Genomic DNA, 21,229 nt, shown 5'->3' with positions numbered 1-21,229 from the left:
CTGCGGGTGTTCACGGCCTGCGGGTGGGGTTGACCGCGTCCTCTTCGGCGGCCCTCATCGGCGCGGGGCGCTCCTCGTCGTGCTCCCCGCGGGCCTCCCGCTCGTACTCGGTGATGCCCAGGCCGTCCCGGCTCTCCTCGGGCTCCTCGATCCGCAGGTCCTCGGGAGGGTCGTTCACGTACTCCTCGGTCAGGGCGATCTGCTCGTCCTGGGTGTTGTCGCCCATGTCGTCCATGTCCTCGCGGAAGTCGCGGGACTCACCCGGCTCGCGTGCCCTCATGACTCCTCCCCTGTCCGTCTCGGTTTCGCTGATCGGACCGGTATCCCCGAAGACCGGCGCCCTACTCGCGGTCGCGGACGGCGACGAGCCCGCCGACGACGCCCACGTACGCGGTCCCGTCCGGGCCGATGGTGACGGGCGCCCAGCTGTTGTCGAACCACTTGCCCGTTCCGGTGAGCACCTTGTAGGCCGTCCGGCCCGTGTGGACGTCCACCGCGGTGAGGTACCAGGCGTCGATGAGGTCCTTGCGCGGCTCCTTCGTGTAGAGGTACAGCAGCCCGGCGGGCACGGAGACCTTGGCGACGGTGGACGGCGAGCGCTCCGTGCTCGTCCAGACGGTCTCGCAGCCCGTCCCGTCCGGTCTCACGTCCACGCGGCTCGCCCCGCCCGTCGACGACCCGCCCGGCGGCAGTTCGAAGAAGTTGCGGTAGCCGTAGTTGTTCTCCACGAACAGGCTCCGGCCGTAGCCGATGAGCGAGTTGTCGGTCGCGCTCGCCCCACTGCCGAACATGGGCACCTGGCACACGAGCCCGCCGTCCTCGGCGCGCCGGACGATCACGTGCATGCGGTCGTCGGCGTTGTCGGTGATGGCCACGTAGCCGTCGCCGAAGAACGTGGGGGTCGTCCCGGAGCCCTGGTCGATCTGGCCGGGCTTGCGTCCGCTGCCCCTGTCGTACGGCTCGCGCCACACGATCCGCGGCGTTCCGTCCGCGTCCGCCCGCATCTGGTAGAGCGCGTGGTCGGACACGACCGAGACGCCGTTCTCGGCGGCCGCGAACGAGTTCTGTATCGTCTCGCCCTCCAACCGCGTCATCCGGACCTTCCCGGACTCCGGATCCACCGTGCCGACGCGGCCGCCCTTCGTGACCCACCAGATGAGGCCGCCCCAGTCGGGCCCGACCGCGGTGACCGGGTCGCATTCCCCCTTCGGCCACGGGTTCGTCCAGGTCGCGCAGTCGTGGGGGAGGTGCGCGCCGAGGTCCCAGTCGTCGGTGACCGTGAAGCGCCATTGGCCGTCCGAGCCCTTCTCGTGCGCGAAACGGCGCAGGTGGAAGGCCGAGTCCGCGAGCACGGCGCGGTCCTGCGGGTCCAGGTAGTAGTAGGCCCCGCCCGAGGTGTCGGTGAACACCTTGTCGAGGCTCAGCGAGAACACCGCCTGGACGGTGGACGGCCTCGGCGGCAGCTCGTAGGTCGCGAGGTCCTTCAGCGTCCCCGGATCGATGAGCCGCAGCACGAGGTTCTGCCCGCGCGTGCACTGCGCGACGATCAGCCCCGTCCGGCGGGCGAACGTCACCGTCGAGCACAGGCCGGGCAGGCCGCCGCCCTTGGCCTCGTCCCGCACCTGCGGATCACGGCCCAAGGGGCCCAGGAACGGATAGGTGTCGGAGGCGTAGCTGTCGGCGTGCATGGACGAGGTTCCGACCGGTCCCTGGTGCGGGTTGGCCGGGACGGGCCGGCCCGCGAGCGGCGCGGGCGCGGCGGGCGCGCCGACGTACGCCGGGACGAGCCCCGTCCCGGGGCCGTCGGGGATCGGGTCGGCCGCCGCCGGGACCGCCGCGCCCACCAGGGCGGCGGCGAGGAGGACGGCGAGCAGGGGTCTGCGCATGGAGGGCTCCCTTGACCGGACAGGGTGGCCCCGGTCGCGCCCTCCGGGACGACCACCGCGTAAAAGGGTGATCGTCCGGCGCCCCCCGATGGTTACGATCCGGGGCATGGGCGTACAAGCTGTGATCTTCGACTGGGGCGGCACGCTGACCCCCTGGCACGACCTCGAACTCGCCGACATGTGGCGCGCGATCTGCGCCGCCCACCTCCCCCCGGACACCCTGGAGGAGGCCGTCGCCGCCCTCGTCGCCGCCGAGGACGAGCTGTGGCGCCGCGGCACCGAGGAGCACCGCAGCGCCACGCTCGCCGAGGCGTTCGCGATGGCCGGGCTGGAGCCGACCGAGGCCCTGCTCGACACCCACTTCGAGACGTGGACCCCGCACACCCACACCGACCCCGCCGTCCCCGGCCTGTTCAACGCCCTCCGCGAGCGCGGCATCAAGATCGGCGTGCTGTCCAACACCATCTGGACCCGCGACTGGCACGAGCGCGTCTTCGCCCGCGACGACGTCCTCGACCTGCTCGACGGCGCCGTCTACTCCAGCGAGATCCCCTGGACCAAGCCGCACGCCCAGGCGTTCCGCGCCGCCATGGACGCGGTCGGCGCCACCGACCCCGGCTCCTGCGTCTTCGTCGGCGACCGCCCGTTCGACGACATCCACGGCGCCAAGTCCGCCGGTCTGCGGGCCGTCCAGATCTGGCACCAGACCACCCACGCCTTCGAGCGCCCCGGCCTCACACCGCCCGACGCCCTCATACACGAACTGGACGAGCTGCTCCCGCACGTGGAGCGGTGGCACTCAGCCTGACGGCTTCGCGGCCACGATCAGGTCGCGGGAGATGGCCTGGTCGACGCGGTGGCGGAAGCCGCGGTAGGCGTCCGAGTCCCGGACGTCCAGACCGCTGGAGGCGAGGATCTCCGCGAGCTGCTCGCGGCGGCCGACGAAGGTGTTCCAGGAGATGCCGATGGCGCCGCCCGGACGCAGCAGCCGCACCCACTCGGGAACGGCCGCCGCCAGCAGCTCCACGGGGCTGCGCGACAGCTGCGGCTTTCCCCTGCGGCCGGGCTGCGTCCCCTTGGCGCGGCTCCCGTGCTGGACGCCGTAGGGGGCGTCCGTCACGATCAGGTCGAACGACGCCGGCCGGAAGAACCGCCCGGCGCCCAGGGAGTCGGCGTTCACGACGGTGATCTCCATCGTCTCGCCGCTCTTGTAGCGCTCCTTGGACGCGCCGAGCGTCACGTGCAGGCGCCGCCCGAGGACGGCCTTCTCGCGGCGCACGTTGGCGACCTCGGCCTGGTGCTTGACCCGGTTGTTCTTCAGCCAGGTCTTGATGAAGGCCGCATAGGCGTCGAAGTCCTTGCCGTCGACGTCCATCCCCGCCGCGTCCAGCCCGTACATCATGGCCTGGTTGAGCGTCGTGCCCCGCCCGCACATGGGGTCGAAGACGCGGGGGCGCCCGGTGACCAGGTCCATGGGGGAGTCGGTCGCCATCGCCGTGACGTTCAGCAGCAGCTTGGTGAAGTACTCGTTCGTCTTGCCCGAGTACTTCTGGATGGTGAGCAGGTCGCTGCCGAACAGGTCGAGGGGCTGGAGCCCGACCGGGCGGAGCAGCTCGCCCTCGATCTGGAACAGCGCGTAGAGCGACGACAGGTTCGACAGGAGGCGGACGTCCTGGTCCGTCAGAGCGTCGGCGGAGAACGTGACGTACGGGACGCCGCCGATCGCGGTCTCCTCGATGTCGCGGACGCGCCCGCCGAGGGCCCGTTCGCTGAACACAGCCAGCTCCGCTTTCACCAGGTCGGCGGCGGACTGTGCATAGACCCGGTTGTGCGAAGGGGAGACGAGAAGGCCGTACGCGGTCATTTGGTGGACCCTACTGGACCCGGAGAGCGGAGACCGCCGGGACGGGGCTCCGGCGGTCTCCGCGCGGCCTGTGACGGCCGATCCTCCCTCGTCAGGCGGCTCGCGGGGACCGATCCTCGGCCTTGTCGCCCGCCTCTGCGGACGGCTCCGGAGCGGGACCGCGCGAGGCGGCGGGCAGGGCCCGCGCCTCCCGGGCGGCCGGAAGCTCCGCCGCGTCCGGGCCCTCCACCGGCGGAAGGTCCGGGAGGTGGCGCGCGGCGGCGTTCAGGAGTTCCGCGACGCGGCTCTTGAGGCTGGCCAGATCGGACCGCGCCACGTCCGCCTGCGCCTGGGCCCTGCGCGCCTGGCGCCGCGCGGCGTCGCGCTCGGCCGCCAGCCGCGTCAGCTGCTCGTGGTAGGCGGCCCGCAGGTCGTCGAGGGCGCTCGTCCCGCCCGTCTGCGGAGTCGTGGTCACGTGGGCTCCCTCCCCCGAAGTCATCCCGTGGCAACAGGACTAACGACACCGAACGGGCCCTTCGTTCCCACCGTGCCGAAGATCACTCACCGGGTTCGGGACGCGGGGACAGGGCCGCCGGCGGCAGCCCCGGGAACGCCTCGGAGGGCGCCGCGGCACCCGCCCTGGACCGCCAGCGCGCCGCCCACGCCATGGCCCGCTGCGCGCTGTCGGCGGCGAAGGCGCGCAGGTCGGGGGAGGAGGCGCCCGCGAGACCGATGTAGGCGGGGACGAGGTCGCCCTCCAGCGCCGCCGCGAGCTGGGCCGCGCTGCGGACCGAGGTGACCCGCACGGGCAGCCGGTAGGAGGCCGCCGCGGGGACCGGCGCCGCCGACAGGATGGAGACCAGTTCGTCGCGCCGGGCGCGATGGGCGTTCCACAGGTCCTTCGCGGTCTGGTGGAGGGGGCCCCGGAGCCGGGCCCCGAGCACCCCGTACCCGTACACGGCCGCGTGCTCGGCGGACAGCGCGGCCTGCAGGGCCTCGGCGTCCGACCTGGCCCGGACGGGCGGCGCCGCGCCGCTGACGGTCATGGCGTGGCCGGCCTCGCAGGCGCCGATGCTCGCCAGCAGCTGGGCGAGCGCCGGACCGGCCTTGGCGGCGTCGGCCATGCGGGCCCGCGCGGCCCGGTCCTCCAGGTCGCGCAGGGCGGCGAGCCCCGCGGCGCCCGAGGGGACGGGCGCGGCGCTGGGGGAGGGTATGGCGCCGCCCTCGTCGGCCCGATCGCCCGAGCCGGGGACGTAGTGCCGCCTCAGAACGGCCAGATGCCTGCGGTGATGGGCGAGGACCGGGTCCAGCCGGCCGGCCAGCGAGGCGTTCGCCGACCGCGCCGCCTCGTACGAGGCGATCAGGTTCTGCTCGGACGCGATCGCGCCCACGAGCGTCGGCACGTCCTTGCGCGGGGCGGCCGCCTCCGCCGCGCAGGAGGCCAGCCACGGCAGCACCGGCACCGCGGCGCCTCCCAGCAGCACGGCGCGGCCCAGCAGCGCGCGGCGTGACAGCGCCTGCGTCGAGCGTGACATCGCTTGCCCCGGCGGCGGTGCGGCCTCTGGCAAAGGGAGTCTCCTCACCCGGTGGCGGAGATGGCAGCGGCCCGCGGCTGCGGCGGTCCCCGGACGCGCCCATCGGGCCAGCTCAAGCATTCCATATCCGCCGCGCCGGAGAGCCGCCGTAAAGACCGCCGCGGTCCCCGGCTGTCGATAGTCTTGAGGTGTCGGCGGACGAGCGGCGATCCCGCCGCCGCGGGCGGCGGTACGGATCGCAGGCGGCACAACAGGAGGAGGACCCATGAGCGTCGAGTCCCGTGGCGGCCGCGCTCAAGGGAGGCGCGGCCGATCGGATGAGGCGGCCCCGGCGCGCGAGGGCGCGCGCCCGGTGCGCGACACCGCCCGGCCCGGCCGCGACGCGGCCGCCGCGGCCCTCACCCGGCTGCTCGCTCCCGCGGTGACCGAGGCGGGCTACGACCTGGAGGAGGTCGACGTCCGGCCCGCGGGCCGCCGCCGGCTCGTCCGGGTCGTCGTCGACGCCGACGGCGGGATCAGCCTCGACGACATCGCCCGGCTGAGCGAGACGACCTCCGAACTGCTCGACGGGTCCGACGTCATGGGGTCCTCGCCCTACGTGCTGGAGGTGACCTCGCCGGGCGTCGACCGCCCCCTCACCGAGCCGCGGCACTGGCGCCGCGCCGTCGGCCGGCTGGTCGTCGCCCCGCTGACCGAGGGAGGCCAGATCGAGGGCCGCGTGGTGGCGGCCGACGACGAGGCCGTCGAGATCGACGTCGTCCGGAAGCGCCGGGGCAAGGGAGCCGGGGCGGGCGGCGGGAAGTCCGCCGGGCCGGAGACCGTGCGGCGCCGGTTCGGTCTCGGCGAGCTGGGGCGCGGCCGTGTGCAGGTGGAGTTCAAGCCTTCGTCGCCGGCCGAGGAAACGCGTTCTCCGGCGGAGCCGGACTAGAGGGGGGAACTCTCGTGGACATCGACATGACCGCCCTACGGGGCCTGGAGAGCGAGAAGGACATCTCGCTCGACGTGGCCGTCAAGGCCATCGAAGACGCCCTGCTGATCGCCTACCACCGGACGGAGGGCGCGGCGCCGAAGGCGCGCGTCGAACTCGACCGGCAGAGCGGCCACGTGACCGTGTGGGCGACCGAGACCGACGACGAGGGCAACGCCGTCGGCGAGTACGACGACACCCCGACCGGGTTCGGCCGCATCGCCGCGACCACCGCCAAGCAGGTGATCCTCCAGCGCCTCCGCGACGCCGAGGACGAGCTGACCTTCGGCGAGTACGCCGGCCGCGAGGGCGACATCGTCAGCGGCATCATCCAGCAGGGCAAGGACCCGCGGAACGTGCTGGTCGACCTCGGCAAGATCGAGGCGATCCTGCCGCCGCAGGAGCAGGTGCCCGGCGAGCGCTACGAGCACGGCGAGCGGCTGCGCGCCTACGTGGTGCAGGTCCGCAAGGGCCACCGCGGCCCCTCGGTGCAGCTGTCGCGCACGCACCCGAACCTCGTCCGCAAGCTGTTCGCGCTGGAGGTCCCCGAGATCGCCGACGGCACGGTGGAGATCGCCGCGATCGCCCGGGAGGCCGGCCACCGCACCAAGATCGCCGTGCGGTCGCGCAAGTCCGGGGTGAACGCCAAGGGGGCCTGCATCGGCCCGCTCGGCAGCCGGGTCCGCAACGTGATGGGCGAGCTGCACGGCGAGAAGATCGACATCGTGGACTGGTCGGAGGACCCCGCGGAGTTCGTCGGGAATGCCCTGTCCCCGGCGCGTGTTTCGAGTGTCGAGGTGGTCGACGCCGACGCCCGGGTCGCCCGGGTGGTGGTGCCCGACTACCAGCTGTCCCTCGCCATCGGCAAGGAGGGGCAGAACGCCCGGCTCGCCGCGCGGCTCACCGGCTGGCGGATCGACATCCGGTCCGACACCGAGCCCGCACAGACGCCCCCGAACAGCGCCGGACCCGGCGAATCTGGATCTTCTGCGTCAGGAGAACATGCGACAGGCCCCGCCGACGCCTCGGCGCGGTAGACTCATGGGACGTGGCCGGGCGGCCCCTGTTCGCACGTGCGTGGGTTGCCGGGTTCGCACGGTCAAGTCCGACTTGCTGCGCCTCGTGGCGGTCGAGGGCGTCATCGTCCCCGATCCTCGCGGGCGGCTGCCGGGACGGGGTGCGCATCTGCATCCCGATCCGGAGTGTCTCGCACTCGCAGAGCGGCGTCGGGCGTTCCCGCGGGCGTTCCGCCTGCCGGGCCCGCTCGACGCCGGTCCGCTGCGGGAGCGACTTGCGGCCCTCGCCGCGCGGCAGCAGGATGGCCGAATGGTAAGCGACGTCTAGTCGGAAGCAGGTCGAGATTGCTATGAGCGCTCGATGAGCACGCCGCGATGAGTACGGCAAGTTAGCGACGGTCCGGAGGCCGCACCCCCGGACCGAGTAGGGAGTGCAGTGGCGAAGGTCCGGGTTTATGAACTCGCCAAGGAGTTCGGTGTAGAGAGCAAGGTCGTCATGGCCAAGCTCCAGGAAATGGGCGAGTTCGTACGGTCGGCGTCCTCCACGATTGAGGCGCCGGTCGTTCGCAGGCTGACAGAAGCCTTCTCAAATTCTTCTTCCGCCCCCAAGCAGGGCGACCGACGGGCCGCGGGCAAGAAGCCCGCTCCGCGCCCGTCCGCACCGCCGCGTCCGGGTCCGTCCGGCGGCGGTGGTTCCGATTCTCAGGGCGCGCGTCCTGGGCCCCGTCCGGGCCCGCGGCCGTCCGTGCCCAGGCCGGGCCCCGGTGGTCCCGGTGGCCAGAGCGCCCCCGGCGCCCCCAGTGGTCCCGGTGGCCAGGGCGGCCAGGGCGGCGCGCCCAAGCCCGGCCCTCAGCCGGCGCCGCGTCCCGTCCCGCCCGCGCCGAGCATGCCGGTGAACGCGCCCGCGGCGCAGGGCCCGAGCGCCCCGCCCGCGTCCGGTCCCGGTACCGGGGCGGGCAACCGCGCACCCGGCGGCCCGAAGCCGGGCCCCCGCGCGCCGAAGCCCGGCCCGCGCCCCGCGCCGCGCCAGGGTGGCGGCGGCGGTGGCCGCGGCCCCGGTGGGCCGCGTCCCGGCAACAACCCGTTCAGCTCGACCAACACCGGCATGGGCCAGGCGCCCAAGCCGGGGCCGCGTCCCGGCCCCCGTCCGGCCGGTGACCGGCCGGAGCGCGGCGGGCCCGCGGGCGGTCCGCGTCCCGGCCCGCGGCCGGGCGGCGCCCCTGGCGCCGGCGGTCCGCGCCCGAATCCGGGCGGCATGCCGCCCCGTCCGGGCGGCCCGCGTCCGAGCCCGATGAACATGCCGTCCTCCAGGCCCGCGGGCGCCCCAGGGCGCGGCGGACCCGGCGGTGGCGGCGGCGGTCGCGGTCCCGGCGGCGGCGGTCGCGGCCCGGGCGGCGGCGGTCGCGGTCCCGGTGGCGGCGGCCGTCCCGGTGGCGGCGGCGGCTTCGGCGGCGCCCGCGCGGGTGCCGGCGGTCGTCCCGGCGGTGGCGGCGGCTTCGGCCCCCGTCCCGGTGGCGGCGGTCGCGGTCGCGGCGGCACGCAGGGCGCCTTCGGTCGCCCCGGCGGTCGCCCGGCGCGCGGACGCAAGTCGAAGCGGGCGCGTCGTCAAGAGTTCGAGAACATGCAGGCGCCCGCCGTCGGCGGCGTCTCGGCTCCGCGCGGCAACGGCAAGACGATCCGGCTGCCGCAGGGCGCGTCCCTGACCGACTTCGCCGAGAAGATCGGCGCCAACCCGGCGTCGCTCGTCGCGATCATGATGCACCTCGGCAAGATGGTCACCGCGACCCAGTCGGTCGACCCCGACGACCTGATGGCGCTCGGGCTCGAACTGGACTTCGACGTCCAGGTCGTCAGCCCCGAGGACGAGGACCGCGCGCTGCTCGAGTCCTTCGACATCGAGTACGGCGAGGACGAGGGCGGCGAGGAGAACCTCCAGTCGCGTCCGCCGGTGGTCACCGTCATGGGCCACGTCGACCACGGTAAGACCAAGCTGCTGGACGCCGTCCGGCACGCCAACGTGCAGGCGGGCGAGGCCGGCGGCATCACCCAGCACATCGGCGCCTACCAGGTCGAGACCGAGGTCGACGGCGAGGAGCGCAAGATCACCTTCATCGACACCCCGGGTCACGAGGCGTTCACCGCCATGCGTGCCCGCGGTGCCGACACCACCGACCTGGTGGTGCTGGTGGTCGCGGCCGACGACGGCGTCAAGCCGCAGACCACCGAGGCGATCGACCACGCCACCGCGGCGGGGGTCCCGATCGTCGTCGCGGTCAACAAGATCGACGTCGAGGGCGCGGACCCGAACCGGGTCCGGGCGCAGCTGACCGAGTACGGGCTGGTGGCCGAGGAGTTCGGCGGCGACACGCAGTTCATCGACGTGTCCGCCAAGCAGGGCACCAACATCGACGGGCTGCTGGAGGCGATCGTCCTGACCGCCGACGCCACGCTCGACCTGAAGGCCAACCCCGACATGCCCGCCCAGGGCTCGGCCATCGAGGCCCACCTGGACAAGGGCCGGGGCGCCGTGGCGACCGTGCTGGTGCAGCGCGGCACGCTGCGGGTCGGCGACTCGATCGTCTGCGGCGTGGCCAACGGCCGCGTCCGGGCGATGCTCGACGAGAACGGCAACAGCGTCGAGGAGGCGGGCCCGTCCCGTCCGGTGATGGTGCTCGGCCTCGCGGCCGTGCCCGGCGCGGGCGACAACTTCCTGGTCGTCGAGGACGACCGGGTCGCCCGGCAGATCGCCGACAAGCGGGTCGCGCGCAAGCGCAACGCCGAACTGCTCAAGAGCCGCAAGAGCAGCTCCCTGGAAGAGCTGTTCAAGGACCTGGAGCGGGGCGAGCGGCAGGAGCTGCTGCTCATCCTCAAGGGCGACGTGTCCGGTTCCGTCGAGGCGCTGGAGGACTCCCTCCTCAAGATCGACGTGGGCGACGAGGTCAACCTGCGGATCATCCGCCGCGGTGTCGGCGCGATCACGCAGGACGACGTCAACCTGTCGCTGGCGTCCGAGGGCGCGGTCATCATCGGCTTCAACGTGCGGCCGGAGCGCAACGCGCAGGAGCTGGCCGACCGCGAGGGCGTCGACATCCGGTACTACTCGATCATCTACCAGGCGATCGAGGAGATCGAGGCGGCCCTCAAGGGCATGCTCAAGCCGGAGTTCGAAGAGGCCCAGCTCGGCACCGCCGAGGTCCGCGAGATCTTCAAGGTGCCGCGGATCGGCAACGTCGCGGGCTCGATGGTCCTCTCGGGGATCATCCAGCGCAACGCCAAGGCCCGCCTCGTCCGCGACGGCGTCGTGGTCGCCGACAACCTCACGGTGTCGTCGCTGCGTCGCTTCAAGGACGACGCGACCGAGGTCCGCGAGGGCTTCGAGTGCGGCATCGGTGTCGGATACAACGACATCAAGCTCGGTGACGTCATCGAGTGCTTCGAGATGCGGGAGAAGCCCCGCGACTGAGGCGGTCGGCAGGTCCGCGCGGCCCCGCGAGGGGCCGCGCGGGCGGTCGGCCCGGCGGGCCCGTCCGGGCCCGCCGGCGACGTGATCGTTTAATCGGGTGACAGGGCGCCAGGCGGATCTTCTAGCCTGGCGTCCGTCATGTCCTGCCGGGAACACGGCGGAAGACCTCCGTCGTTCCACCTTCTGACGACCCCCGAGGTGATCGACCAGGTGTACGTGGGTGCGTTGACGCTCGACCTGCTGCTGGGAGACGTCCGCTCGCTGAAGCAGAAGCGGTCCGTCCTCCGCCCCCTCATCGCCGAGGTGCACAAGCGCTTCCCGGCGGTGGCCGTCGCCGAGACCGGTGACCACGACCTGCACCGCAGGGCGGAGATCGGGGTGGCGGTGGTGTCGGGCACGGCGGCGAACTGCACCGAGGTCCTCGACCAGTGCGAGCGGCTCGTGGCCGGACGGCCGGAGATCGAACTGCTGTCCGCCCGGCAGCGGCTGTTCAGCAGCGAGGACTGACGGCCGGGCGCGGAGGCGGGCGCCGCCTCACAATGAAGGAGCGGGGACCGACCTTCCCGCTCAGACCATAGAAAGGGAGTGCGATCATGGTGGACGCAGCTCGGGCGCGCAAGCTCGCCGACCGCATCCAGCAGATCGTCGCCGAGATGCTGGAGAGGCGGATCAAGGATCCCCGGCTCGGCTTCGTGACCGTGACGGACACCCGCATCACCAACGACCTGCGCGACGCCACCGTGTACTACACGGTGTACGGGTCGGATGGCGAGCGCGCCGAGACGGCCGCCGCGCTGGAGAGCGCCAAGGGCGTCATCCGGTCGGAGGTGGGCAGGAAGACGGGCGTCCGCCACACGCCCAGCATCACCTTCGTCATGGACTCCCTCATGGAGAACGCGGCGCACATCGACGACCTGCTGGCCCAGGCCCGCGCCAAGGACGCCGAGGTGGCACGGGCCGCGCAGGGCGCGTCTCCCGCGGGTGACGCCAATCCCTACCGCGAGCCCGGTTCGGCCGAGGACGAGGACGACCTCGACGACGACTTCGACGAGGACGACCTCGACGAGGACGGGCCCGCCATCGACGGGCGCGACGCCGCTGGGGACGGTGAGGACGGCCGCCCCGGACGCCCGTCGTCGTGAACGGCCCGGCCGAGACCGCGGCCCCCGCCGAGCCGGGCGCACCGCCCGCCGACCTCGAATGGGACCGCGCGGTCGAGCTGATCCGCGGTGCCCGTGAGATCTGCCTCGCGTGCCACGTGGCGCCCGACGGCGACGCTCTCGGCTCGATGCTGGCGCTCGGGCAGGCGCTGCGCGCGTGCGGCAAGCGCTGCGTGGCCTCGTTCGGGGAGCCGTTCGGCGTCCCGGCGATCCTGCGGTTCCTGCCGGGCCAGGAGCTGCTGGTCGAACCGTCCCGGGTGCCGTCCGCCCCGGAACTGATGATCTCGCTGGACGCGGCGGGCCGGGCGCGGCTCGGTTCGCTCGCCGGCGCCGCCGACCGGGCCGGCGCCCTGATCGTCATCGACCACCACGCGTCCAACACCGGGTTCGGCGGCGTGCGGCTGGTCGACCCGGCCGCCGCGGCGACGGCGGTGCTGGTCGAGGAGCTGATCCGCAGGCTCGGCGTGCCGCTCGACCGCGACATCGCCCAGGGCCTGTACGCGGGGCTGGCCAGCGACACCGGCTCGTTCCGTTACCCGTGCACGACCCCGGAGGTCCACGACCTCGCGGGGCGGCTGCTGACCGCGGGCGTCCGGCCGGAGGCGGTCAGCCGCGAGCTGTGGGACCGGGCGCCGTTCGGCTACCTGCAGGTCCTCGCGGGCGCGCTGGCGCGCGCCCGGCTCGAGCGCGACGCGGCCGGCGGCCGCGGCCTGGTGTGGACGACGGTCGCGCGGTCGGACCGGGACGCCCGCGACGTGCCCTACGACCAGCTCGAAGGCGTCATCGACCAGCTCAGGCGCACCGACGAGGCCGAGGTCGCCGTCGTGTGCAAGGAGAACGACCGGGGCGAGTGGTACGTGTCCACCCGCTCCAAGGGCTCGGTCGACGTGGGCCGCGCCTGCGTCGACCTCGGCGGGGGCGGGCACCGCACCGCCGCCGCGTTCACCATGGGCGGGGAGCCCGCCTGGATCATCGACCGGCTGCGCGCCGCGCTGCGCGTCCCGGGCGGGCCGGACGAGGAGGAGCCCGGCGACTGACCGGGCCGACGACCGAACAGGCCCGCGAACGGCAGGCCGACGACTGGGAGCGGAGCGCGCGTGGAGAACTCGGGACTCGTCATCGTGGACAAGCCCGCCGGCTGGACCTCGCACGACGTCGTGGGGAGGATGCGGCGGCTGGCGAAGACCCGGCGGGTCGGCCACGCGGGCACGCTCGACCCGATGGCGACGGGCGTGCTCGTCCTCGGGATCGGCAAGGCCACCCGCCTGCTCGGGCACCTCGCGCTGACCCGCAAGGGCTACGACGCCACGATCCGGCTGGGCGAGTCGACCAACACCGACGACGCGGAGGGCGAGACCACCGCGACCGCGTCGGCCGCGTCCGTCACCGAGGAGGCGCTGCGGGCCGGCGTCGCGGAGCTGACCGGGACGATCCAGCAGGTCCCGCCGCAGGTCAGTGCGATCAAGGTGAACGGGGAGCGGGCCTACAAGATGGCGCGCAAGGGCGAGGAGGTGGAGCTCGCCGCCCGGCCGGTGACCGTGGACGAGTTCACGATCCTGGACGTCCGGCGGCACGGCGACCTCGTCGACGTGGACGCCTCGGTGTCCTGCTCGTCCGGGACCTACATCCGGGCGCTGGCCCGCGACCTCGGTTCCTCGCTCGGCTGCGGCGGCCATCTCACCGCGCTGCGGCGCACCCGTGTCGGACCCTACGACCTCTCCATGGCGCGGACGCTCGACCGGCTCGGCGAGGAGCTGGAGATCCTGCCCATGGCCGAGGCCGTGGCGGCGGTGTTCCCGCGCCGGGACGTGTCCGAGGACGACGCCCGCAAGGTCGCCCACGGGGGACGGCTGGCGGCCGCCGGTCTCGGGCCGGGCCCGGTGGGCGTCTTCGCGCCGGACGGGACCCTGCTCGCGCTGGTCGAGGAGCGGGGCCCGGTGGCCAAGCCCCTCGCCGTGTTCGTCCCGTGACGGGCGCGCGGCGGAGCCGTGGCGAGCATCACCGGGCGAAAGGGATGCGCAGTCAACCTACGCACGCGTAACCTACGTAAGCGTAGGTTAGTGAGGAGGTGTCCGTGACCACGGTGAAAGACGACCCCCCGGTGGCGTCCCCCACCCGGCCGCGGCTGCGCGGCTGGCTGCACCTCGGCGCGTTCCCCGCGGTGCTCGTCGCGGGGCTCGTGCTGGTGGCGCTCGGCCCCAGCCTGGAGGCGCGGCTGGCGTCGGCGCTGTACGTGGCGACATCGGGGATGCTGTTCGGGATCTCGGGAACGTACCACCGGCAGCAGTCGCACCGGCTGATCGAGGTGCTGCGCCGCTTCGACCATGCCAACATCTACCTGATCATCGCGGGGACGTACACGCCCTTCGCGGTGCTGGCGCTGGACGGCGGCGTGCGCGTGGCCGTCCTCGCCATCGTGTGGACCGGGGCCGTCGCCGGGGTCGTCTTCCGGACGACCTGGATCGGCGCTCCCCGCGCCCTCTACGTCGCCCTCTACATCGCGCTGGGCTGGGTGGCGGTGCTCTTCCTGCCGCAGTTCCTGTCCGGGGCGGGCGTGGCCGCCTGCCTGCTGGTCGCGATCGGAGGCATCTGCTACAGCGTCGGGGGAGTGGTGTACGGGCTGCGCCGCCCCGACCCGTTCCCGGACTGGTTCGGGTTCCACGAGGTGTTCCACGCCTGCACGCTGGCGGCCTACGTGCTCCAGTACATCGCGGTGTCCCTCGTCGTCTACCAGTCCGGCTGAGAGCGTCCACCCGGCCCGTGCCGGGCCGGGTGCCGCACACCACGCACCCTGGGTGCGACCGGTACCGCCCCCGCATGGCACTCTTGAGGACGGCAAGAAGTACCGGACAGGAACGTCCTACGCAGGGAGAGCATGGTGCGGCGCTGGAATGGCCTCGACGAGGTTCCCGCAGACTGGGGCCGTTCGGTGATCACGATCGGGGTGTTCGACGGCGTGCACCGCGGCCACCAGCGGATCGTGGGCGCCGCCGCCGAGGAGGCGCGCCGCCGCGGGCTGCGCTCTGTGGTCATCACGTTCGACCCGCACCCGGACGAGGTCGTCCGGCCCGGCACGCACCCGCCGCTGCTCGCCACCACCAAGCGCCGCATCGAGCTGCTGGAGGGCCTCGGCACCGACGCGGTCGTGGTCGTGCCCTTCACGCTGGAGCTGTCGAAGGTGCCGCCGGACGAGTTCGTCCAGTCGGTCCTGGTCGACCGGCTGCACGCCGCCCACGTGATCGTCGGTGAGGACTTCCGGTTCGGGCACAAGGCCAAGGGCGACGTGGCGCTGCTGCGGGAGCTCGGCGAGAAGTACGACTTCACCGCCGAGGGCATGCCGCTGGTCGCCGACGGCGACACGATCTCGTCCACCTACATCAGGGGACGGCTCGACGCGGGCGACGTCGAGGCGGCCGCGCACGCGCTCGGCCGCCCGCACCGGGTCGAGGGCGTCGTCGTGCGGGGCCACCAGCGGGGCCGCGCGCTCGGGTTCCCCACGGCGAACCTGGAGACGCTGCCGCACACCGCGATCCCGGCGGACGGCGTCTACGGCGGCTGGCTTGCCTGCGACTCCGACCGCTACCCCGGCTTCCGCTGGCCGGCCGCGATCTCCATCGGGACGAACCCGACCTTCGAGGGCGCGGGGGAGCGCACCGTCGAGGCCTACGCCCTGGACCGCGACGACCTCGACCTCTACGGCGAGCACATGGCCGTGGACTTCGCCGCCCGCATCCGCGACACCTTGAAGTTCGACTCGATCGAGGCCCTGATCGAGGAAATGCACCGCGACGTGGCCCGCGCCAGGCAGATCACGTCCTAAGCGTCTTCAAAACGCCCCGCCACGCTGGCAAGGAAGCCTCAACTGCCAGGCGAGCGCGATGGGACGAAGCTGGCCCGAGAGAACGCCAGCCGTCACGCGAGCGCGCGACGTGACGGGTGGGACGAAGCTGGCCCGGGAGAACATCAGCCGTCACGCGAGCGCGCGACCTGACCGGTGGGGCGAAGCCGAAGGCGAGCCCCACCGGGAAGCTCGCGAAGCGAGGTCGCGCTCGCCTCGAGAACGGTCGAGGTGCGAGCCGCCAGGCGAGCCCCTCGGGCCGGGCTTGCTGCCAGCACAGCCGGTCTTGCAGTAAACACGACATGGTACGGTGAAGAGTCGCCGGGAAGGGCCCCGGCGCGGCTGGCTGCACCCTCATGCGGCCCGCCACCCTCTTAAACGCACCATGCGGACCCGTGCGCCCTCCGGGCCAGGATCTGCGGGTGACGAATCCATCGAAGGAGCCACGTGTCGCTCGACACCGCCACCAAGAACCAGATCATCGCCGAGTACGCGACCACTGAGGGTGACACCGGATCCCCGGAGGTCCAGGTCGCGCTGCTGACGCGCCGCATCAACGATCTGACCGAGCACCTGAAGGAGCACAAGCACGACCACCACAGCCGCCGCGGTCTGCTGCTGCTGGTCGGCCGTCGTCGCCGCCTCCTGAAGTACCTCGCGAACAAGGACATCAACCGCTACCGGCAGCTGATCGAGCGACTCGGGCTGCGCCGCTAGCACGGTGAGGGAGTGGCCCGCGGGGCCACTCCCTTCCTTTATGGCCGGCGGGCCCCGCCCGGCCCCGGCCGCAAATTACAGACAAGCCTCGCGGACACCGCTGGTGCGGGCCGGTCCTCGGTAGTGGCTTCCGGATCCGTTCCGCCGCATCGGCGGCGCTCTCGATCCGGGTGCTTCGATCGAAGACCGGCAGCGTGAACAGCCAACGGGAAACGGCCGCGAGGACCGACATGGAACCCTGAGGAGGTTTCCCGTGACAGAAGCCGTGCGCATCGACGGTGCGCAGAGCACCGAAGCCGTGATCGACAACGGCACGTTCGGCACCCGCACCATCCGCTTCGAGGCCGGCCGGCTGGCCCGGCAGGCGGCCGGCTCGGCCGTCGCCTACCTCGACGACGAGACGATGGTGCTGTCGGCGACCACCGCGTCGAAGAAGCCCAAGGAGAACCTGGACTTCTTCCCGCTGACCGTGGACGTCGAGGAGCGGATGTACGCGGCCGGGCGCATCCCCGGCTCGTTCTTCCGCCGCGAGGGCCGTCCCTCCGAGGACGCGATCCTGACCTGCCGGCTGATCGACCGGCCGCTGCGCCCGTCGTTCACCAAGGGCCTGCGCAACGAGATCCAGGTCGTCGAGACGATCATGGCGCTGCACCCCGACCACCTGTACGACGTCGTGGCGATCAACGCCGCCTCGATGTCCACGCAGCTGGCGGGCCTGCCGTTCTCCGGCCCGATCGGCGGCGTCCGCGTCGCGCTGATCGACGGCCAGTGGGTCGGCTTCCCCACCCACCCCGAGCTGGAGCGCGCGACCTTCGACATGGTCGTGGCCGGCCGGGTGCTGGCCGACGGCGACGTCGCGATCATGATGGTGGAGGCGGAGTCCACCCGCGACACCATCCGGCTCGTCGGCGAGGGCGCGACCGCCCCGACCGAGGAGACCGTCGCCGAGGGCCTCGAGGCGGCCAAGCCGTTCATCAAGGTGCTGTGCAAGGCGCAGAGCGACCTCGCGGCCGTGGCCGCGAAGGAGACCGCCGAGTACCCGATCTTCCTGGACTACCAGGACGACGTGCTCGCCGCCGTCACCGACGCCGTCAGCGGCGACCTGGCCCAGGCGCTGACCATCGCCGGCAAGCAGGAGCGCGAGGCCCGGCTCGACGAGATCAAGGCGGCCGCCGCCGAGAAGCTCGCCGAGCAGTTCGAGGGGCGCGAGAAGGAGATCTCCGCCGCCTACCGCGCCGTCACCAAGAAGCTGGTCCGCGAGCGGGTCATCCGCGACGGGCTGCGCATCGACGGCCGCGGCCCGAAGGACATCCGCCAGCTGACCGCCGAGGCGCACGTCGTCCCGCGGGTGCACGGCTCGGCGCTGTTCGAGCGCGGCGAGACGCAGATCCTCGGCGTGACGACGCTGAACATGCTCCGCATGGAGCAGACGATCGACACGCTGAACCCCGAGCGCACCAAGCGCTACATGCACAACTACAACTTCCCGCCGTACTCCACCGGCGAGACGGGCCGCGTCGGCTCCCCGAAGCGCCGCGAGATCGGCCACGGCGCCCTCGCCGAGCGCGCCCTGATCCCGGTGCTGCCGTCGCGCGAGGAGTTCCCGTACGCGATCCGGCAGGTGTCGGAGGCGCTCGGCTCCAACGGCTCCACCTCGATGGGCTCGGTCTGCGCGTCCACCATGTCGCTGCTCGACGCGGGCGTCCCGCTCAAGCAGATGGTGGCGGGCATCGCGATGGGTCTGATCAACGAGGGCGGCGAGTACGTCACGCTGACCGACATCCTCGGCGCCGAGGACGCGTTCGGCGACATGGACTTCAAGGTCGCCGGCACCCGTGACCTGATCACGGCGCTGCAGCTGGACACCAAGCTCGACGGCATCCCGGCCTCGGTGCTGGCCGCCGCGCTGAAGCAGGCCAAGGGCGCCCGCCTGGCGATCCTGGACGTGATGCAGGAGGCCATCGAGGCGCCCGCCGAGATGAGCCCGAACGCGCCGCGGATCATCACGATCAAGGTCCCGGTCGACAAGATCGGCGAGGTCATCGGCCCCAAGGGCAAGATGATCAACTCGATCCAGGACGACACCGGCGCCGACATCACGATCGAGGACGACGGCACCATCTACGTCGGCGCCACCGACGGGCCGTCCGCCGAGGCCGCGCGGCAGGCGATCAACTCGATCGCCAACCCGCACATGCCGGAGGTCGGCGAGCGGTTCCTCGGCACCGTCGTCAAGACCACGACGTTCGGCGCGTTCGTGTCGCTGCTGCCCGGCAAGGACGGCCTGCTGCACGTCTCGCAGATCCGCAAGCTGCACGGCGGCGCCCGGATCGAGAACGTCGAGGACGTGATGGGCGTCGGCGAGAAGATCCAGGTCGAGGTCACCGAGATCGACCAGCGGGGCAAGCTGTCGCTGGTGCCGGTCGAGGTGGTCGAGCGCGAGAGCGCCGAGAAGGCCGAGCGGGCCGAGGGCGGCGCGGGCGAGGAGCCCGCGACCGCGTCCGGCGACGGCGACGGCGACTCCGGTGAGCGCCGGGAGCGCCGGGAGGACGGCCGCGGCGGTCCGCGGCGCCGCCGCACCCGGCGCGGGTCCGACGACGCCGGCCAGCGCAACTCCTGATCCAGACGATGACCGGCCGGCCGGTTCCGCAGCGCGACGAGCACTGCGGGACGGCCGGCCGGCCGCTTTCCCCCGACGGAATGTGAGCGACACGTGACCCTGCCGGCGAGGGCGCAGGAGCCCGGCACCACCACCACGATCCACACCGACGGGGCCGGCGCGGTGCGCCGCACCGTCCTGCCCGGCGGGCTGCGGATCATCACCGAGACGATGCCGACCGTGCGCTCCGCCGCGTTCGGCATCTGGTCGGCGGTCGGCTCCCGCGACGAGGACCCCGCCGACGCGGGCGCCAGCCACTACCTGGAGCACGTGCTGTTCAAGGGCACGAGGCGGCGGTCGGCGCTGGAGATCTCCGCGGCGATCGACGCGGTCGGCGGCGACCTCAACGCGTTCACCGCCAAGGAGTACACCTGCTACTACGCGCGGGTGCTGGACTCCGACCTCCCGCTCGCCGTGGACGTGGTCTCCGACATGGTCGCGGAGTCGGTGAACCGCCCCGAGGACGTCGAGGCCGAGCGCGGCGTGATCCTCGAAGAGATCCACATGCGCGACGACGATCCGGGCGACCTGATCCACGACGAGTTCTCCACGGCGCTGTACGGCGACACCCCGCTCGGGCGCCCCATCCTCGGCACCGAGGAGTCGATCAACGCGCTGTCCCGGGACCGGATCCACGGCTACTACCGGCAGCACTACGTCCCGTCCAACCTGGTGGTGTCGGTGGCGGGCAACATCGACCACGACGAGGTGGTCCGGCTGGTGTCCGCGGCGTTCGCCGAGCACCTGCACGGCGACGACGCGCCCGCGCCGCCGCGGCTGGACGGCGCGCCCGTGCCGCTGGACCCGCGCAGCGTGGTGATCGACAAGGACACCGAGCAGGCCCACATCATCCTCGGCGGCGCCGGCACGTCCCGCACCGACGAGCGCCGGTTCGCGCTCGGCGTGCTGAACGCGGCGCTCGGCGGCGGCATGTCGTCCCGCCTCTTCCAGGAGATCCGCGAGAAGCGGGGCCTCGCGTACTCCGTCTACAGCTACACGGCTCAGTACGCCGACTCCGGAGTCTTCGGCGTGTACGCGGGCTGCCAGCCCGCCAAGGCCGAGGAGGTCCTGTCGATCTGCCGTGAGGAGCTGGCCGGCGCCGCCGAGGGCGGCCTCACGGACGAGGAGCTGGAGCGCGGCAAGGGCCAGCTGCGCGGCGCCATGGTCCTCGGGCTGGAGGACACCGGCTCCCGGATGAGCCGCATCGGCAAGAGCGAGCTGGTGTACGAGTCGCTGCTGCCCGTCGACGAGGTGCTGGCGCGCATCGAGGCCGTCACGCTCGACGACGTCCGCGCCATCGCCCGCGACGTGCTCGCGGGCCCGCGGGCGCTCACCGTGATCGGCCCGGTGGGGGACCGCGAGTTCGGCGCCTGACCCGCGGGGCGGCCGCCTCGGCGGCGGTGCCGGACACCCCGACTTGTTAACCGGACCAAGGTCCGCTACTCTCCAGGGAGTAAGCGGACTCTGGTCCGTATGCTTGTTCGGAGAGGATCCCTCATGTCCCGTCTGCTGCACGTCTCCGCCTCCCCGCGGTCCGCCGCCTCCGAGTCGCTGGCGATCGCCGGAGTGTTCCTGGACGCCTACCGCGAGACCCACGGCGACGTCGTCGACCACCTCGACCTGTGGGAGGCCGGCCTTCCCGCGTTCGGTCCCGCCGGAGCCGGCGCGAAGATGTCCGTCTTCGCGGGGGAGGAGCTGTCCGGGGAGCAGGCCGCCGCATGGCGGGCCGCCCGGGAGGTGTTCGAGCGCTACGACTCCTACGACCGCTACCTGTTCAGCGTCCCGATGTGGAACTCCAGCGTCCCCTACATCCTGAAGCAGTTCATCGACGTGGTCTCGCAGCCGGGCTGGGTGTTCCGGTTCGACCCCGAGAAGGGCTACTCGGGCCTGCTCCAGGGCAAGAAGGCCGCCGTCGTCTACACGAGCGCCGTCTACGGCGAGGGCCGCCCGCCCGCGTTCGGCAGCGACCACCAGGCCCCGTTCTTCGAGGGCTGGCTGCGCTGGACGGGCGTCACCGACATCAGCACGGTCGCGTTCCGCCCGAACCTCGCCACGGCCGACGCCGAGACCGGGCGCCGCGCCGCGCACGCCGAGGCACGGGAGCTGGGCAAGCGCTTCTGACGGTAGGGTCGGGGCGAGGCCAAC

General features: G+C 72.8%; 20 protein-coding genes. 15 read left to right on the top strand and 5 right to left on the bottom strand.

Going from position 1 to position 21,229, the window contains the following annotated elements; genetic code table 11:
• Positions 1-10: 10 nt before the first annotated feature.
• Both AB0C21_RS01505 and AB0C21_RS01500 read right to left on the bottom strand, forming a co-directional pair.
• The gene (locus AB0C21_RS01505; protein WP_149257711.1) at positions 11-280 is read right to left on the bottom strand and encodes a hypothetical protein; all 270 of its coding nucleotides are present in this window, start codon (positions 278-280) and stop codon (positions 11-13) included.
• Between the two features lie 61 nt (positions 281-341).
• Entirely contained in the window at positions 342-1,886 is a 1,545-nt protein-coding gene (locus tag AB0C21_RS01500) for a hypothetical protein (RefSeq protein ID WP_500202138.1), read from the bottom strand.
• A gap of 106 nt (positions 1,887-1,992) precedes the next feature.
• Between AB0C21_RS01500 and AB0C21_RS01495 the strand changes: the two genes are divergently transcribed.
• Positions 1,993-2,694 carry an HAD family hydrolase gene (locus AB0C21_RS01495; RefSeq protein ID WP_500202137.1) on the top strand — a complete coding sequence of 234 codons (702 nt, stop codon included), beginning with the start codon at positions 1,993-1,995 and terminating at the stop codon, positions 2,692-2,694.
• Here the strand turns inward: AB0C21_RS01495 and AB0C21_RS01490 are convergent.
• The 3 genes from AB0C21_RS01490 to AB0C21_RS01480 form a co-directional block, all read right to left on the bottom strand.
• The gene (locus tag AB0C21_RS01490; protein WP_500202136.1) at positions 2,686-3,750 is read right to left on the bottom strand and encodes a TRM11 family SAM-dependent methyltransferase; all 1,065 of its coding nucleotides are present in this window, start codon (positions 3,748-3,750) and stop codon (positions 2,686-2,688) included. The genes AB0C21_RS01495 and AB0C21_RS01490 overlap by 9 nt on opposite strands.
• Before the next feature lie 91 nt (positions 3,751-3,841).
• Complete coding sequence (locus AB0C21_RS01485) at positions 3,842-4,204, bottom strand: hypothetical protein (protein WP_500202135.1); 363 nt, start codon at positions 4,202-4,204, stop codon at positions 3,842-3,844.
• 82 nt (positions 4,205-4,286) lie between these two features.
• Positions 4,287-5,264, bottom strand: coding sequence for a ferritin-like domain-containing protein (locus AB0C21_RS01480; protein ID WP_500202134.1), 978 nt, complete (start codon positions 5,262-5,264; stop codon positions 4,287-4,289).
• Positions 5,265-5,529: 265 nt separating this feature from the next.
• On the opposite strand from AB0C21_RS01480, the gene rimP reads away from it, so the two are divergent.
• The 14 genes from rimP (at position 5,530) to AB0C21_RS01410 (ending at position 21,205) form a co-directional block, all read left to right on the top strand.
• Positions 5,530-6,192: a ribosome maturation factor RimP gene (gene rimP, locus AB0C21_RS01475; RefSeq protein WP_149257706.1), complete on the top strand. Its 663-nt coding sequence runs from the start codon at positions 5,530-5,532 to the stop codon at positions 6,190-6,192.
• A 26-nt stretch (positions 6,193-6,218) separates the two neighbouring features.
• Positions 6,219-7,268 carry a transcription termination factor NusA gene (gene nusA, locus AB0C21_RS01470; protein ID WP_500202338.1) on the top strand — a complete coding sequence of 350 codons (1,050 nt, stop codon included), beginning with the start codon at positions 6,219-6,221 and terminating at the stop codon, positions 7,266-7,268.
• On the top strand, positions 7,234-7,575 hold the full coding sequence (locus AB0C21_RS01465; RefSeq protein ID WP_308800780.1) for a YlxR family protein: 342 nt from the start codon (positions 7,234-7,236) through the stop codon (positions 7,573-7,575). The genes nusA and AB0C21_RS01465 overlap by 35 nt, the downstream gene beginning before the upstream one ends.
• 108 nt (positions 7,576-7,683) lie before the next feature.
• The gene (gene infB / locus AB0C21_RS01460) at positions 7,684-10,710 is read left to right on the top strand and encodes a translation initiation factor IF-2 (protein WP_500202133.1); all 3,027 of its coding nucleotides are present in this window, start codon (positions 7,684-7,686) and stop codon (positions 10,708-10,710) included.
• Between the two features lie 210 nt (positions 10,711-10,920).
• On the top strand, positions 10,921-11,217 hold the full coding sequence (locus AB0C21_RS01455) for a DUF503 domain-containing protein (protein WP_353821427.1): 297 nt from the start codon (positions 10,921-10,923) through the stop codon (positions 11,215-11,217).
• Between the two features lie 86 nt (positions 11,218-11,303).
• Positions 11,304-11,852, top strand: a complete 549-nt coding sequence (rbfA, locus tag AB0C21_RS01450) for a 30S ribosome-binding factor RbfA (RefSeq protein WP_500202132.1) — start codon at positions 11,304-11,306, stop codon at positions 11,850-11,852.
• Entirely contained in the window at positions 11,849-12,907 is a 1,059-nt protein-coding gene (locus AB0C21_RS01445; protein ID WP_500202131.1) for a DHH family phosphoesterase, read from the top strand. The genes rbfA and AB0C21_RS01445 overlap by 4 nt, the downstream gene beginning before the upstream one ends.
• Positions 12,908-12,967: 60 nt before the next feature.
• Positions 12,968-13,840, top strand: coding sequence for a tRNA pseudouridine(55) synthase TruB (gene truB / locus AB0C21_RS01440; RefSeq protein ID WP_500202130.1), 873 nt, complete (start codon positions 12,968-12,970; stop codon positions 13,838-13,840).
• Positions 13,841-13,944: 104 nt separating this feature from the next.
• A complete protein-coding gene (gene trhA, locus AB0C21_RS01435) occupies positions 13,945-14,613 on the top strand; it encodes a PAQR family membrane homeostasis protein TrhA (protein WP_500202129.1) in 669 nt (222 codons plus the stop codon).
• A 135-nt stretch (positions 14,614-14,748) separates the two neighbouring features.
• Entirely contained in the window at positions 14,749-15,690 is a 942-nt protein-coding gene (locus tag AB0C21_RS01430) for a bifunctional riboflavin kinase/FAD synthetase (protein ID WP_500202128.1), read from the top strand.
• A gap of 465 nt (positions 15,691-16,155) precedes the next feature.
• The gene (gene rpsO / locus AB0C21_RS01425) at positions 16,156-16,425 is read left to right on the top strand and encodes a 30S ribosomal protein S15 (RefSeq protein ID WP_067792110.1); all 270 of its coding nucleotides are present in this window, start codon (positions 16,156-16,158) and stop codon (positions 16,423-16,425) included.
• A 271-nt stretch (positions 16,426-16,696) separates the two neighbouring features.
• Complete coding sequence (locus tag AB0C21_RS01420) at positions 16,697-19,045, top strand: polyribonucleotide nucleotidyltransferase (protein ID WP_500202337.1); 2,349 nt, start codon at positions 16,697-16,699, stop codon at positions 19,043-19,045.
• A gap of 93 nt (positions 19,046-19,138) precedes the next feature.
• The gene (locus AB0C21_RS01415; protein ID WP_500202127.1) at positions 19,139-20,458 is read left to right on the top strand and encodes a M16 family metallopeptidase; all 1,320 of its coding nucleotides are present in this window, start codon (positions 19,139-19,141) and stop codon (positions 20,456-20,458) included.
• A 123-nt stretch (positions 20,459-20,581) separates the two neighbouring features.
• Positions 20,582-21,205 carry an FMN-dependent NADH-azoreductase gene (locus AB0C21_RS01410; protein WP_500202126.1) on the top strand — a complete coding sequence of 208 codons (624 nt, stop codon included), beginning with the start codon at positions 20,582-20,584 and terminating at the stop codon, positions 21,203-21,205.
• Positions 21,206-21,229: the final 24 nt, after the last annotated feature.

The sequence above is a fragment of the Spirillospora sp. NPDC049024 genome, from assembly GCF_040649235.1.
Taxonomy (GTDB): Bacteria; Actinomycetota; Actinomycetes; order Streptosporangiales; family Streptosporangiaceae; genus Spirillospora.
The sequence above is the reverse complement of the archived record's forward strand: the minus strand, read 5'-3'. Positions and strand labels throughout refer to the sequence as shown.